This window comes from Cellulophaga baltica 18, assembly GCF_000468615.2.
Classification (GTDB): Bacteria; Bacteroidota; Bacteroidia; order Flavobacteriales; family Flavobacteriaceae; genus Cellulophaga; species Cellulophaga baltica.
Window position 1 is genome coordinate 2,215,896 of sequence record NZ_CP009976.1, and the last position, 14,313, is coordinate 2,230,208.

Consider the following 14,313-nt stretch of genomic DNA (forward strand, 5'->3'; position numbering starts at 1 on the left):
GCTAGTAATTATTGCTTTTTTAGTTGTAGTTCTTGCTGATAGAGTTGTCTGCCTAGTTCTGCTAAAAAAGGAATACCAATGGTGTCATACTCATAAGTATCATCATTATATATCTTATTACCGTTTACTAAAATAGTAGCAGTTAATAAAAATTCTATTTTATTGATGCTGTCTTTGACATAAGCGCAGTCTGTAAGTGTGCCATACGCATAGCCTACCTTATTGTAAATCTCAATAGTATTGGGTATTGGGTCTGGGTTGTCGCCAAACATAAAGAACTTTACATAACTATCATAATACATTGTAGCGTCGTATCCATTTTCTCGTGGTAGGGAACGCATTGTTCGAAGTAGAAAATCTCTTTGTGCTGCACTGATCTTAAATTGCTCTTCCTGTTTAAATTTTTCAGGAAAAATTATTCGCTTTAATACTTGGTGCTGTGCTTCAATGGGATAATAGTTTTTTTGTTCAAAATTAAAAGGCTCTTTAACGAGTAAATCATCCTCGTCAAGGTAACCTACTCCTTTTTTAGTGCTAAGTATTTTGAGGGGTTTAATCACACTATTAATACGCTTGTTTCGTATTCTGGTGGTGCTATCATTCATGTAAATGATAATTGGCTTTGTGGTAATATCGTCTGCATTATCTACTCCTAAGCGGTGTGCTATGCGAACATTTTTTATTCCTTTACTGCGTAATGTTTGGTTAATGGTGTCTTGACCTAAAAACTCAAATAATCTATTATAAGCGTTGTTATCACTAACGGCAAAAATTTTAGTTATTTCTTTTGCTATGGTGGTTTCAATAGTGTCGCCTTCTATATAAAATTTAGTAGTTAGATTTACATCAGGAATTTTATTAATCTCTTCTAAAGCAAGAATAGCAATGGGTAATTTTACGCTGCTTGCAGGGTAGAAATAATGGGTGGCATCGGTTTGAAAGTCATGATCTGTAAATGAAACCTCCCCGTTTTTTCGTTGTATTTGGGTGAATTTTATTTGTACTTCATATTTATTGATGCTGTCTACAACATTTTTAATTTTAGGGGATGTGGCTTTTAAAGCGGATTCAATAGGGTGTGAGAATTCTATTTTAGATTTCTCTTTGCAACTTGTGATAAGCAGTAGAAAGAAAATAATGCTAATTGGTTTAGAAAGCATTGGTGTTGGGTTTATGGGTTGTATAATTCTCCTCGGTGCGGTTTTAAAGCATCTCTAACCTTAAGCATTTCTGATTCTTCTACCACCAAAAACGCTAAGCTATACATGTCATTTACATGTTGTACATCCGTAATATTTAGTTGTAATTTTTCTGCAGCAATAAATTCTTTTAAATGAATGACGTGGTGTTCTGCGGTCTTAGCAGCTGCAGGACCTCGAAAATCCCATATCAATTTAATTTTTTTAATACTCATAGTGTAAAATTAATCAAGTGTTGTATTCTTTTTATCCCTTAATACAGGGATAATTCTAAAGGGAAAGTTAAAAGTACTTGAAATTTGTTAGAAATTAGGAACTTGCACAACATCCGTTATTTGTTATTTTTGCAAGATGCAGTTACAAAACATTAGTTTATTTAAAAAGGTACGCGTTGTATCTGTGTTTGTGCTTTTGGCTACAGGTATTTCATGTGGTTCAATTTTTAAGAAAGAAGAAGATAGAGAGCCGCTAGCACGTGTCGGGAAATCTTATCTATATAAGGATGATGTTGAAGCCTTGCTAAAGGATAATGTGTCTAAAGAAGATAGTGCTTCTTTTGTAACTAATTATATCAATAATTGGGCAACGAAACAATTACTACTTTCCAAATCTAAAATCAATTTACCCGAAGAGCAGCTAAAAGAATTCAATCAACTTATAGAAAATTATAAGACAGATTTGTATACCCGCGCCTATAAAGAAGCATTGGTGAGTCAAACAGAGGATACTATTGTTACTGATGCACAGCTTAGTAGTTTTTACGAGAGAGAAAAAGAAAACTTCATGCTGAAAGAAAAGTTGGTGAAACTTAGGTTTATTGAGCTCTCTGCGCAGTTTTTAGATAAGGATCAAGTGGCGTCGCGTTTAGATCGTTTTAATGCGAAAGATCAGAAGTTCTTAGATTCTATTGGAATACAATTTAAAAATCTAAATTTCAATGATTCTATTTGGGTGAAAGCCTCTAGAATTGTGAATGAAATTCCGCCCTTAACCTTTGAAAATGAGGATAGATACTTAAAAAAATCACAATTTTTTGAATTACAGGATTCAATAGGGGTATATTTGGCGAAGGTTACTGATGTGTTGAATACGAACGATACGGCTCCATTGTCGTTTGTTAAACCCTCAATAAAACAAATTTTATTAAACAGGAGACGGTTAGAATTAATTAGAAAATTGGAAACCGAAATTATTGATGATGCAATTAAGGATAAAGAATTTGAAGTTTATGTTAAAGATTAAGAACACGATTACCCTTTTAGTAGTACTTTTTGTTGGAATACTAAATGCACAAGAAGAAGTTATTGAAACTCCTGTAGAAGAAGTAAGTGATGTTGCTGTTGTAGCGGTGGCTGCAGATTCTCTAAAACCTTTCAAAAAAATAAAATTAGATGGTGTTGCTGCAGTAGTGGGTGATTATTTAATTTTAGAATCGGATATTGATAAGACATTAATTGATTTGCGTAACCAAGGTGTTTCGGCAGATGATGTTTCTCGTTGCGGATTATTAGGGAAGTTAATGGAAGATCGGTTGTATGCGCATCAAGCAGTTCAAGATAGTATTTTGGTGGCAGATGATGAGGTGAACGCTACGAGTGATGCTCAAATACAGCAATTGGTATCTAGAGTAGGTTCTATGGAAAAAGTATTGTCTTTTTATAAAAAAACAGATGAGGAAAGCTTTAGAGAAGAATTATATAAGATTAATAAACTTCGTATGCTTTCGGAGCGTATGCAACGTAGTATTGTTGAAGAGATAGAAATTACACCAGAAGAAGTACGTCAATTCTATAATAAAATACCAGAAGATCAACGTCCGGTTTTTGGATCAGAATTAGAAATAGCTCAAATTGTTAAAAAGCCTGTTGCACCAGAAGAAGAGAAGCAAAAGGTAATAGATCGTTTGAACAGAATTCGTGAAGATATTTTAGAAAAAGGATCTAGTTTCTCTATTAAAGCGATATTAAATAGTGAGGATCCTGGTTCGAAGCAAAACGGTGGGTTTTATAAAATAGATAAGCAAACAGGATTTGTAAAAGAATTTAAAGATGTTGCCTTTAGTTTAAACGTAGGTGAAGTTTCTGAGCCTTTTGAAACCACTTTCGGATATCATATTATTACGGTAGAAAAGATCTTGGGGCAAGAGCGCGAAATTCGTCATATTCTTATGATTCCTAAGGTGCCACAAAGCGCTTTAGATGAAGCTAAGCAGGAATTAGATACTATTCGTAATCAGATTATATCAGGGAAATATACGTTTGCACAGGCAGCGTTAAATTTCTCAGATCAGAAAGAGACAAAATTTGATGGAGGGCAATTGCGTAACCCTGCAGATTATAGTGCGCGTTTTGAGCTTACCAATATGGATCCTACTTTTTACAACCAGATTCGTAACTTAAAGGACAACGAGATTTCTCAGCCTATTTTAGAAGAAGATCCTCGTGAAGGTGCAAGTTTTAAGATTATGAAGATTACCAATCGTCATGATGAGCATGTAGCAGATTTTTCTAAGGATTATATTAAGATTCAGGAATTAGCAAAAACACAAAAGCAAGCAGATGCTATTGCAAAATGGATGGCTGAACATATTGAAGAAACTTACATTAGTGTAAATGAAACCAATAAAGGTTGTGAATTTGCAAATAACTGGATAAAAGAATAAGTTCATGTCTGATGTTACTGCCATACATAATCTTGTTGAAAAACACCTTGCTTTAAAAGGAGAAATCGCCAAAGTTATTGTTGGCCAAACAGAAGTAGTAGAACAGATTTTATTATCTGTATATACTGGTGGGCACTCTCTTTTGATAGGAGTACCTGGTTTGGCAAAAACATTAATGGTAAATACGATTGCACAAACATTAGGTTTAGATTTTAAAAGAATTCAGTTTACACCAGATTTAATGCCTAGTGATATTCTAGGGAGTGAAATTCTAGATCAAAATAGAACGTTTAAATTTATCAAAGGTCCAATATTTTCTAATATTATTTTGGCTGATGAGATAAATAGAACACCACCTAAAACGCAAGCAGCTTTATTAGAAGCAATGCAAGAGCGCTCTGTAACTATAGCCGGTGAAAATTATAAGTTACCTGCGCCGTATTTTGTACTGGCAACTCAAAACCCTATTGAGCAAGAAGGTACTTACCTTTTGCCAGAAGCGCAATTAGACCGTTTTATGTTTGCTATTGAACTCAAGTACCCTTCTATTAGTGAAGAAGTAGCCATTGTTAAGGCAACTACTTCAGATCTTAGAAACCAAATAAATGCCCTTTTCAATGCAGAAGAAATTATAGCAGTACAACAATTAGTACGAAGAATTCCAGTTCCAGATAATGTGGTAGATTATGCGGTGAGACTGGTAAATAGTACACGTGCTAATTTAGATACAGCTTCGGAGTATGTAAAACAGTATATTGATTGGGGTGCAGGTCCTAGAGCCTCGCAAAATCTAATTTTAGGAGCAAAAGCACACGCAGCTATCAAAGGTAAATTCTCTCCAGATATTGAAGATGTTAAAGCCGTTGCTTTAGGGATCTTGAGACATCGAATAATAAAAAACTACAAAGCGGAAGCAGAAGGCATATCAGAGGATGATATAATTCGCCAATTATTGTAGAAATATCATCTGTATCAAACGTTTTCGTAAGAGATATTTTATAAAAAAGTACAATTAAATGTGGTATTCGTTTTTTTGAATACACTTTTTAAATTTTTTCTCAAATTACATTCAATCAATTCGTAAATCTTTTATTTAGGCTCAATATTTTAGTAATTTTGCAAGATTGCAATAACCTAAAAGTAGATTTTCTAAATATATGAGCATTTATAAAGATTACCTGAAGCAGATAGAAGAACGAAAAGAAAAAGGACTTCATCCGCAGCCAATTGATGGTGCTGAATTGCTAAGTAAAATCATTGAGCAAATTAAAGACTTAGATAATGAGTACAGAGAAGATTCTCTTAACTTTTTTATCTATAACGTTTTACCTGGTACTACAAGTGCTGCTGGTGTTAAAGCAAAATTTTTAAAGGAAATTATTCTTGGTGAATCAGTAGTGAAAGAAATCACACCTGCTTTTGCTCTTGAACAATTATCTCACATGAAGGGTGGGCCTTCGGTAGCCGTGTTATTAGATGTAGCTTTAGGTTCTGATGTGGTATTGGCAAAACAAGCCGCTGAGGTGTTAAAAACACAGGTTTTCCTTTATGAGGCTGATACTGCTCGCTTAGAAGAAGCTTTAAATAACGGTAGTGCAATTGCGAAAGATATTATAGAAAGCTATGCCAAAGCAGAGTTTTTTACAAAGCTTCCTGAAATTGAAGAAGAAATACAAGTAGTTACTTATATAGCTGGTGTTGGTGATATTTCAACAGATTTATTATCTCCAGGGGGTGATGCACACTCAAGATCAGATCGTGAGTTGCATGGTCAATGTATGTTTGAGCATAATAAAGACATGCAAAATGAATTATTGGCTTTAAAGGAACAACATCCAGATAAGCGTGTAATGCTAATTGCAGAAAAAGGAACAATGGGAGTTGGTTCTTCTAGAATGTCTGGTGTGAATAACGTAGCGCTATGGACAGGTGTCCCTTTTAGTAAATATGTGCCATTTATCAATTTTGCGCCAGTAATTGCAGGTACTAATGGTATTGCTCCAATTTTCTTGACGACAGTTGGTGTAACTGGCGGTATTGGTTTAGATCTTAAAAACTGGGTAAAGCAAAAAGATGCTGATGGCAATACAATTGTTGATGCAGATGGTGAACCAATTTTAAAGCAAATGTATTCTGTTGCAACTGGTACGGTGCTTACGATTAATACTAAAGAGAAAAAATTATACCACGATAAAGTAGAATTGAAAGATATCTCAGCAGCATTTACTCCACAAAAAATGGAGTTCATGAAGGCAGGTGGATCTTACGCAGTTGTTTTCGGTAAAAAATTACAAACTTTTGCTTCTAAAGTACTCGGTGTAGATGTTGTGCCTGTATATGCACCATCAAAAGAAATCACTATTGAAGGTCAGGGTTTAACAGCAGTAGAAAAAATATTTAATAGAAATGCAGTAGGTACATCAGGTGCAACGTTGCACGCTGGTTCTTATGTACGTGCAGAAGTAAATATAGTAGGTTCTCAAGATACTACAGGTTTAATGACTTCTCAAGAATTAGAGATGATGGCCGCAACGGTTATTTCTCCAATTGTTGATGGAGCGTATCAATCTGGCTGTCATACAGCATCGGTTTGGGATGATAAGTCTAAGGCTAACATTCCAAGATTAATGAGCTTTATGAATGACTTTGGTTTAATTACTGGTCGTGATCCGAAAGGAAAGTACTTTCCTATGACGGATGTTATTCATAAAGTATTAAACGATATTACTGTTGGAGACTGGGACATCATTATTGGTGGAGATTCGCATACTCGTATGTCTAAAGGTGTTGCTTTTGGAGCGGATTCAGGAACTGTTGCATTAGCACTTGCTACAGGTGAGGCTTCAATGCCAATACCTGAGTCAGTAAAAGTAACTTTTAAAGGGCAAATGAAATCTTATATGGATTTCCGTGATGTGGTACACGCAACACAGTCTCAAATGTTAAAGCAATTTGGTGGTGAAAATGTATTCCAAGGTCGTGTTATCGAAGTACACATTGGAACACTTACTGCAGATGAAGCTTTTACATTTACAGATTGGACAGCAGAGATGAAAGCAAAAGCTTCTATCTGTATTTCAGAAGACGAAACATTAATTGAGTCTTTAGAGATTGCAAAAGGTCGTATCCAAATCATGATTGATAAAGGAATGGACAATGCTAAGGGAGTACTTAAAGGTTTAGTTGATAAGGCAGAAACTAGAATTACAGAACTTAAAACAGGTATAAAGCCTTCTTTAAGGCCAGATGCAAATGCTAAATATCATGCAGAAGTTGTTATTGATTTAGATGAGATAGCAGAACCAATGATTGCAGATCCAGACGTAAATAACGATGATGTTTCTAAACGTTATACACATGATAACATTAGACCATTATCTTACTATGGAGGTGTTAAGAAAGTTGATTTAGGTTTCGTAGGTTCTTGTATGGTTCACAAAGGTGATATGAAAATATTAGCTCAAATGTTGAAAAATGTTGAAGCTCAAAAAGGTAAGGTTGAATTTAAAGCTCCGTTAGTAGTAGCTCCACCAACTTATAATATTGTTGATGAGTTAAAAGCAGAAGGAGATTGGGATGTTCTAGTAAAATATTCAGGTTTCGAGTTTGACGATAACGCACCAAAAGGATTGGCACGTACTAAATATGAAAACATGTTGTATTTAGAGCGTCCTGGATGTAACCTATGTATGGGGAATCAGGAGAAGGCAGAGCCCGGAGATACGGTTATGGCAACATCAACACGTTTATTCCAAGGTAGAGTTGTAAAAGATACTGGCGAGAAGAAAGGGGAGTCTTTATTGTCTTCTACACCAGTAGTTGTTTTATCTACAATTTTAGGTAGAACGCCAACTATGGCAGAATATGAAGCAGCTGTAGATGGTATTGTATTGACGAAGTTTAAACCTTCAACAAAACAATTGGTTAAATAGTAGTTACATAACTATAAATTATAGAAAAGCCTGAGTCGTAGACTTAGGCTTTTTTGTGTGCCATTCATTTATGCTATTGAGTCCTTTTAAAAAGTATTGTTTCTTTAGTATTGGACTTGTTTTATAAGGAAGTGAATCCTTTTTTATAATCATTCTATATTTAAATTACTTTTCTGTAGTCTTTCTATATTTTGTATCTTAGTAAGACTAAAATTAGTACTAAAAAAATATATATAAATCTTATGGCATTTGATATAGATATGATAAAAGATGTGTATTCTAATATGTCTGATCGTGTGAATAAAGCACGTGAAGTTGTTGGAAAACCATTGACACTTTCTGAGAAAATTTTATACTCCCACCTTTGGGATGGTACTCCTTCTAAGGCTTTTGTTAGAGGAAAAGATTATGTTGATTTTGCACCTGATCGTATAGCTTGTCAAGATGCAACAGCACAAATGGCGCTATTGCAATTCATGCAAGCGGGTAAGCCGAAAGTTGCAGTACCCACTACAGTACATTGTGATCACTTAATTCAAGCAAAAAGTGGAGCAGCGGCAGATTTAAAATCGGCCAATAATACAAGTGCTGAAGTTTTTAATTTCTTAGAATCTGTTTCTAATAAATATGGTATTGGTTTCTGGAAACCAGGAGCTGGTATTATTCACCAAGTAGTTTTAGAAAATTATGCTTTTCCAGGAGGTATGATGATTGGTACCGATTCTCACACCGTAAATGCGGGTGGCTTAGGTATGGTAGCTATTGGAGTAGGTGGTGCTGATGCTGTAGATGTTATGGCAGGAATGGCATGGGAGCTTAAATTCCCAAAATTAATAGGAGTTAAGTTAACCGGAACAATTTCAGGATGGACAGCACCTAAAGATGTAATCCTTAAAGTTGCTGAAATTCTTACTGTAAAAGGGGGAACAGGAGCAATTGTAGAATATTTTGGTTCTGGCGCCACTTCATTATCATGTACAGGTAAAGGAACTATTTGTAACATGGGTGCAGAGATAGGAGCAACTACCTCTACATTTGGTTATGATGATTCTATGGAGCGCTATTTAAGAGCTACAGATAGAGCAGATATTGCAGATGCTGCAAATGAAGTTAGAGAACATTTAACAGCAGATGCTGAGGTATATGCAAACCCAGAACAATACTTTGATGAGGTTATAGAAATTAACCTAACAGAATTAACGCCATTATTAAACGGACCTTTTACGCCAGATTTATCTACTAAAGTAGGTAGTGACATGACTGAGAAAGCTACAGAAAATGAATGGCCTTTAGCTGTAGAGTGGGGATTAATTGGTTCTTGTACCAACTCTTCTTATGAAGATTTATCTAGAGCTTCTTCTATTGCGCAACAAGCCATTGATAAAGGATTAAAAATGAAATCAGAATTAGGGATTAATCCAGGTTCTGAACAAGTTCGTTTTACTGCAGCAAGGGATGGCATTTTACAAGTATTTGAGAACTTAAATGCAAAAATATTTACCAATGCTTGTGGTCCTTGTATAGGGCAATGGGCTAGATATAGTGATCCTAAAAACGCTCCAAAAAATAGTATTGTGCACTCTTTCAATAGAAACTTTGCAAAACGTGCAGATGGAAACCCTAATACACATGCTTTTGTAGCTTCTCCAGAAATAACAGCTGCAATTGCTATTGCGGGTAGATTAGATTTTAATCCAATGACGGATAAATTAATCAACGAGAATGGCGAAGAAGTAATGTTTGATGAGCCAACAGGATGGGAATTACCTCCTAAAGGTTTTGAAGTAGAAGATGCTGGGTATTTAGCTCCAGATGAAGACGGTTCTGGTGTTGTTGTAAAAGTAGCAACAGATTCTGAAAGACTACAATTATTAGAGCCTTTTACTCCTATCAAAGATGAAAACTTAATGGGTGTTAAATTATTAATCAAAGCTTTTGGTAAATGTACTACGGATCATATTTCTATGGCTGGTCCTTGGTTACGCTTTCGTGGGCATTTAGATAATATTTCAAACAACTGTTTAATAGGTGCGGTCAATGCGTTTGGTCACAAAACTAATTTTGTTAAGAACCAATTAACGGGTGAGTTTGGTGGTGTTCCAGATACAGCACGTGCTTATAAAGCTGCTGGCGTTAGAAGTATTGTGGTAGGTGATCATAACTATGGAGAAGGTTCTTCTCGTGAGCATGCTGCCATGGAGCCTAGACATTTAGGTGTAGCTGCTGTCTTAGTAAAATCTTTTGCGCGTATTCATGAAACAAACCTTAAAAAGCAAGGGATGTTAGGTCTTACTTTCGCAACCGAAAGTGATTATGACTTAATACAAGAAGACGATACATTCAATTTTATTGATATTGCGGAGTTTGCTCCAGACAAACAATTAACAATTGAAGTGGTTCACGCAGATGGAAGTAAGGATGTAATTAAAGCTAATCATACTTATAATCAGCCTCAAATAGACTGGTATAGAGAAGGTTCTGCTTTAAATGTGATCAAAAAAGAGAACGCTGCTTAGTCAAAAGAACCTATTAAATTTAAGTTAAAAATTAATTAATATTAATTGAACAAAACTCCTGATATTTATCAGGAGTTTTTTAGTTTTGAGGAAACGTAAATTCGAATGAAAATTACTAAGAAAACTGTATTAAATATTTTATTATTTGCTTTTATTCTTTCATTTTTTGTGACTCCACTAGGAGATTATAGTAAAGTATTATTAAATAAAGTTTTCTCGTTTAGCCCTTCTGTTACCGAGGAATCCGATAGAAATAAGATTACAGATTACGATTGGAGACTTAAGGATGAAAACTGGAATTTTTTCAATTTTAAGCGATCAAAAGGTAAAGTCGTATTTGTAAATTTCTTTGCATCATGGGTGCTTCCTTGTGAAGCGGAACTACAAAGTATTCAAGCTTTATACGATAAATACCAGGACAAAGTAGATTTCTATATTATTTCTGATGAAGAAAGAGAACCTGTAGAAACCTTTATGGCAGAACATAATCTTACTTTTCCTGTGACTTATTTATTTATAGGAGAGAAAATGCCTTTAAAAGATATTAAAGCTCCAACATCTTATTTAATTGATAAGGAAGGTAATATTGTAATTCATAAAGAAGGAATTGCCGATTGGGATAATTCTAAGATTTATGATTTAATAGATCGACTTCTAACCAAATAATGAAATTTAATAGGGAGAAAATTGTCAACCTTGTTTTGCTTATTGCAGCAGGGATTGTATTGTTTACTCCTTTGGGTTTCCCCGTGAAAGTTTTTGTAAATAAACTTATTTCTTTTGCTCCTTCTGAGGTAGCTGAGGAAAAACGGTTCATCTTAAAAGATTACCACTGGAACTTAATTGCTCCGGAAAATAAATCTGTAAATTTCCAAGAGTTTCAGAATCAAGTTGTGGTGGTGAACTTCTGGGCTACTTGGTGTCCGCCGTGTGTTGCCGAAATGCCCGATTTTCAAGCTTTATATGATGATTACGGAACTGAGGTAGTATTTCTCTTTGTTACCAATGAAGATGCAACTGTAGTAAATACTTTTATGCATAAGAAAGGCTATACTTTGCCTGTTTATTATTCTCAAAATGCGCCTCCGTCTTTATTGCAATCTTCGGCCATACCTGCAACATTTGTAATCGGTAAATCAGGAGAGATTGTCATTGATAAAACGGGTGCTGCAGATTGGAATAGTGAAAGCACAAGAGCACTACTAGACCGTTTGTTATTAAACAAAGTATAAAGCTTACTTTTTAAAATATTTAAACGGAACAAATAACATTCCGAAACATTCCCCGTCTTCTTTTCCAGTATGTTTATGGTGCATTTTATGCGCTCTGCGTACGCCTTTTGCATACCTATTATTAGCGTTCCTAAACAACTTAAAACGTTGGTGGATGAAGATGTCGTGAACCAAGAAATATGCTGCCCCATATGCCATAATTCCAAAGCCAATAGGTAGGCCATACCAAAACCAAGTTTTTACTCCGGCTAAAATAAAAGACATGCTTACGACCGCATAAATGATGAAAAATGCATCGTTGCGTTCAAACCAAGAATCATGGTCTTTATGGTGATGGTCACTATGTAATACCCATAAGAAACCATGCATGATGTACTTATGGCTAAACCAAGCCATGAATTCCATAAATGCAAATGTGCTGATAAATATAAGTATCCAGATAAGCGTATTCATTGTTAAACTAAATTAAGTTTGTAATTTACATATGATTTTGCAAGAAGTCCAAATTTTTCATAATTAGGAACCCTAATTCTTGCATTTTGTATTTCTAATGGGGGCGTTTTTTGTAGTTTACTAAGTAATCTAGAGTAATATTTGTAAGCAGTATACACACCAAATTTAGCCGTATGTGGTAATCGTTCTATTCCTTCATATCCTAATTGAAAATCGGCCTTTATTTCATCTACAATTCTTTTTTTAGAAACTTCATCTAGTTGTTTTAGATTTGTATTAGGGAAATACGTTCTGTTTAAATCTTCAAAGTCATCCTTTAAATCACGCAAAAAATTTACTTTTTGAAAAGCAGAACCCAATGCCATTGCAGACGTTTTTAAGGAATCATAACTTTCTTGATCTCCTTGAACAAAAACCTTTAAACACATTAGACCTACTACATCTGCAGAGCCATAGATATATTCCTTGTATTCCGCATCTGTTTTATAAACTGTTTTATAAAGATCCATACGCATGCTTTTCATGAAAGAGTCTACCAAGTGATAGGGAATTTTATACGCATGGTAGGTGTGCTGAAAAGAATTTAAAATGGGGTTGAGGCTTATTTTGTGCTCTAGGGCGTCTTTTAGATCATTCTCAAACTTATCAAAAAGCAGCTCTTTATCATAGTCGTGAAACGTATCTACAATTTCATCTGCAAAACGAACAAAACCATAAATGTTATAGATATCTCCGCGAATAGAAGAGTGTAGCATTTTTGTTGCTAAAGAGAAGGATGTACTGTATGATTCTGTAACCGTTTTGCTGCAGCTATAAGAAACTTGGTCGAAAATACTTTTCATAGTTTTAGTTTTTTGATTTGGTAATCAATTCAGCCACTAATTTCCCTGAGATTAATGCTGGCGGAACTCCTGGTCCTGGAACGGTAAGCTGTCCAGTAAAAAATAAATTTTTCACTTTTTTGCTTTTAAGATTGGGTCTTAAAAATGCGGTTTGAGTTAATGTATTTGCTAAACCGTACGCATTCCCCTTGTAAGAGTTGTATTCTTCAATAAAATCATTCACACAAAAGGACTCTTTAAATATAATATTGTTTTTTATCTTTTGATTTGTTTTTTCCTCAAATCTGTTAAGAATTAGATTAAAATACTCTTCCCTAATTTCTTCAGTATCTTTTAAATTTGGTGCAATAGGGACCAAGAAAAAACCAGTTTCATTTCCTTCTGGCGCCATGCTTTTATCTGTTACGGAAGGGAAATTTGCATAGAATAATGGGTTTTTAGGCCATTTAGGTTCATCATAAATTTCTTCAGCATGCAATTCAAAATCAGTATCAAAAAATAAATTATGGTGTTCTATATTTTTAATACGTTTATCAAAGCCAACATAAAATAATAATGATGATGGGGCAAATGTTTTTTTGCTCCAGTAGGCTTCTGTATATTGTCTGTGCTCTTCCGCTAATAAAGTTTCAGAATGATGATAATCTGCACCGCTCAAAACAAAATCTGCTAAATGTGTCTCTCCGTTTACAATGATACCCGTAGTTTTTTTATTTTCTACCAGGATTTTAGTAGCGGGACTATTAGTTTCAATCTTGACGCCTAATTCTTTGATCAAGCTTTCCATGGCCAAAATAATTTCATACATGCCTCCCTTTGGATGCCACGTTCCTAAGCCAAAATCGGCAAAATTCATAAAACTATAGAATGAAGGGGTCTTGCTTGGCTTCGCTCCTAAGAACAATACAGGGAATTCTAAAGTAGAGATAAGTTTTTTGTTCTTAAATCTTTTGCGGACCTCGGAACTAATCGTTTTAAAAAATTGATCTACTCTGGTTATGGTTTCAGGAGTAACCAACTCTAAAGGCGAAAGTCCTGGTCGCAAAACTACTTTGTTGATAGCGATATCATAGTTTTCTTGCGCAACCTTTATAAATTTTCTCAAGTGAATAGCGCTACCAGGCTCAATACGCTCAAACTCTTCACCTATTTTATCCATGCAATCTCCAATGGTAATCACATCATCAGAGAAAAATATTTTATAGGCAGGGCTTAATTTATCTAATTGGTAGTAGTCAGAAGTTTTTTTGCCGAAATCGTTAAAGAATTTATCAAAGATGTCTGGCATCCAGTACCAGCTAGGTCCCATATCAAAGGTAAAACCTTCCTTCTTTAATTGACGTGCGCGGCCTCCAACGGTATTATTTTTTTCATAAATAGTTACGTCAAAACCCTCTTTTGCTAAATAGGCAGCAGCAGATAAAGAAGAAAACCCAGAGCCAATAATTATTACCTTTTTTTTCATGCAGTTTTTAAA

The 14,313-nt window shown here is 34.8% G+C and carries 12 protein-coding genes; 7 read left to right on the forward strand and 5 right to left on the reverse strand.

Annotation, left to right across the window (positions count from 1 at the left end):
• Nucleotides 1-8: 8 nt before the first annotated feature.
• Nucleotides 9-1,160, reverse strand: coding sequence for a serine hydrolase (locus M666_RS09460; RefSeq protein WP_029446923.1), 1,152 nt, complete (start codon nucleotides 1,158-1,160; stop codon nucleotides 9-11).
• Between the two features lie 11 nt (nucleotides 1,161-1,171).
• Nucleotides 1,172-1,414: a hypothetical protein gene (locus M666_RS09465; RefSeq protein ID WP_029446922.1), complete on the reverse strand. Its 243-nt coding sequence runs from the start codon at nucleotides 1,412-1,414 to the stop codon at nucleotides 1,172-1,174.
• A 136-nt stretch (nucleotides 1,415-1,550) separates the two neighbouring features.
• On the opposite strand from M666_RS09465, the gene M666_RS09470 reads away from it, so the two are divergent.
• The 7 genes from M666_RS09470 to M666_RS09500 all read left to right on the forward strand — a co-directional run bounded on the left by M666_RS09470 (nucleotide 1,551) and on the right by M666_RS09500 (nucleotide 11,541).
• Nucleotides 1,551-2,441 carry a peptidylprolyl isomerase gene (locus M666_RS09470; protein ID WP_029446921.1) on the forward strand — a complete coding sequence of 297 codons (891 nt, stop codon included), beginning with the start codon at nucleotides 1,551-1,553 and terminating at the stop codon, nucleotides 2,439-2,441.
• Complete coding sequence (locus tag M666_RS09475; RefSeq protein ID WP_025615708.1) at nucleotides 2,428-3,861, forward strand: peptidylprolyl isomerase; 1,434 nt, start codon at nucleotides 2,428-2,430, stop codon at nucleotides 3,859-3,861. The genes M666_RS09470 and M666_RS09475 overlap by 14 nt, the downstream gene beginning before the upstream one ends.
• A 4-nt stretch (nucleotides 3,862-3,865) precedes the next feature.
• Nucleotides 3,866-4,819, forward strand: a complete 954-nt coding sequence (locus M666_RS09480) for an AAA family ATPase (RefSeq protein WP_029446920.1) — start codon at nucleotides 3,866-3,868, stop codon at nucleotides 4,817-4,819.
• Nucleotides 4,820-5,018: 199 nt separating this feature from the next.
• Nucleotides 5,019-7,793, forward strand: a complete 2,775-nt coding sequence (locus M666_RS09485; protein ID WP_029446919.1) for a bifunctional aconitate hydratase 2/2-methylisocitrate dehydratase — start codon at nucleotides 5,019-5,021, stop codon at nucleotides 7,791-7,793.
• Nucleotides 7,794-8,035: 242 nt separating this feature from the next.
• Nucleotides 8,036-10,309 carry an aconitate hydratase gene (locus tag M666_RS09490; RefSeq protein WP_025615707.1) on the forward strand — a complete coding sequence of 758 codons (2,274 nt, stop codon included), beginning with the start codon at nucleotides 8,036-8,038 and terminating at the stop codon, nucleotides 10,307-10,309.
• A gap of 105 nt (nucleotides 10,310-10,414) precedes the next feature.
• Entirely contained in the window at nucleotides 10,415-10,975 is a 561-nt protein-coding gene (locus M666_RS09495; RefSeq protein ID WP_029446918.1) for a TlpA family protein disulfide reductase, read from the forward strand.
• Complete coding sequence (locus tag M666_RS09500) at nucleotides 10,975-11,541, forward strand: TlpA family protein disulfide reductase (RefSeq protein WP_029446917.1); 567 nt, start codon at nucleotides 10,975-10,977, stop codon at nucleotides 11,539-11,541. The genes M666_RS09495 and M666_RS09500 overlap by 1 nt, the downstream gene beginning before the upstream one ends.
• 3 nt (nucleotides 11,542-11,544) lie before the next feature.
• Here the strand turns inward: M666_RS09500 and M666_RS09505 are convergent, their stop codons facing one another.
• The 3 genes from M666_RS09505 to M666_RS09515 are packed head-to-tail and all read right to left on the reverse strand — an operon-like array spanning nucleotide 11,545 to nucleotide 14,301.
• Nucleotides 11,545-11,994 carry a sterol desaturase family protein gene (locus tag M666_RS09505; RefSeq protein WP_024481489.1) on the reverse strand — a complete coding sequence of 150 codons (450 nt, stop codon included), beginning with the start codon at nucleotides 11,992-11,994 and terminating at the stop codon, nucleotides 11,545-11,547.
• 2 nt (nucleotides 11,995-11,996) lie between these two features.
• Nucleotides 11,997-12,836 (reverse strand): phytoene/squalene synthase family protein, encoded by an 840-nt coding sequence (locus tag M666_RS09510; RefSeq protein WP_029446916.1) that lies wholly within the window; start codon nucleotides 12,834-12,836, stop codon nucleotides 11,997-11,999.
• A 4-nt stretch (nucleotides 12,837-12,840) separates the two neighbouring features.
• Nucleotides 12,841-14,301 carry a bifunctional phytoene desaturase/3,4-desaturase gene (locus tag M666_RS09515; RefSeq protein ID WP_029446915.1) on the reverse strand — a complete coding sequence of 487 codons (1,461 nt, stop codon included), beginning with the start codon at nucleotides 14,299-14,301 and terminating at the stop codon, nucleotides 12,841-12,843.
• Nucleotides 14,302-14,313: the final 12 nt, after the last annotated feature.

Coding starts and splice junctions, on each gene's coding strand:
- M666_RS09460 (WP_029446923.1), bottom strand. CDS start 1,160: ATGCTTTCTAAACCAATTAGCATTATTTTCTTTCTACTGCTTATCACA.
- M666_RS09465 (WP_029446922.1), bottom strand. CDS start 1,414: ATGAGTATTAAAAAAATTAAATTGATATGGGATTTTCGAGGTCCTGCA.
- M666_RS09470 (WP_029446921.1), top strand. CDS start 1,551: ATGCAGTTACAAAACATTAGTTTATTTAAAAAGGTACGCGTTGTATCT.
- M666_RS09475 (WP_025615708.1), top strand. CDS start 2,428: ATGTTAAAGATTAAGAACACGATTACCCTTTTAGTAGTACTTTTTGTT.
- M666_RS09480 (WP_029446920.1), top strand. CDS start 3,866: ATGTCTGATGTTACTGCCATACATAATCTTGTTGAAAAACACCTTGCT.
- M666_RS09485 (WP_029446919.1), top strand. CDS start 5,019: ATGAGCATTTATAAAGATTACCTGAAGCAGATAGAAGAACGAAAAGAA.
- M666_RS09490 (WP_025615707.1), top strand. CDS start 8,036: ATGGCATTTGATATAGATATGATAAAAGATGTGTATTCTAATATGTCT.
- M666_RS09495 (WP_029446918.1), top strand. CDS start 10,415: ATGAAAATTACTAAGAAAACTGTATTAAATATTTTATTATTTGCTTTT.
- M666_RS09500 (WP_029446917.1), top strand. CDS start 10,975: ATGAAATTTAATAGGGAGAAAATTGTCAACCTTGTTTTGCTTATTGCA.
- M666_RS09505 (WP_024481489.1), bottom strand. CDS start 11,994: ATGAATACGCTTATCTGGATACTTATATTTATCAGCACATTTGCATTT.
- M666_RS09510 (WP_029446916.1), bottom strand. CDS start 12,836: ATGAAAAGTATTTTCGACCAAGTTTCTTATAGCTGCAGCAAAACGGTT.
- M666_RS09515 (WP_029446915.1), bottom strand. CDS start 14,301: ATGAAAAAAAAGGTAATAATTATTGGCTCTGGGTTTTCTTCTTTATCT.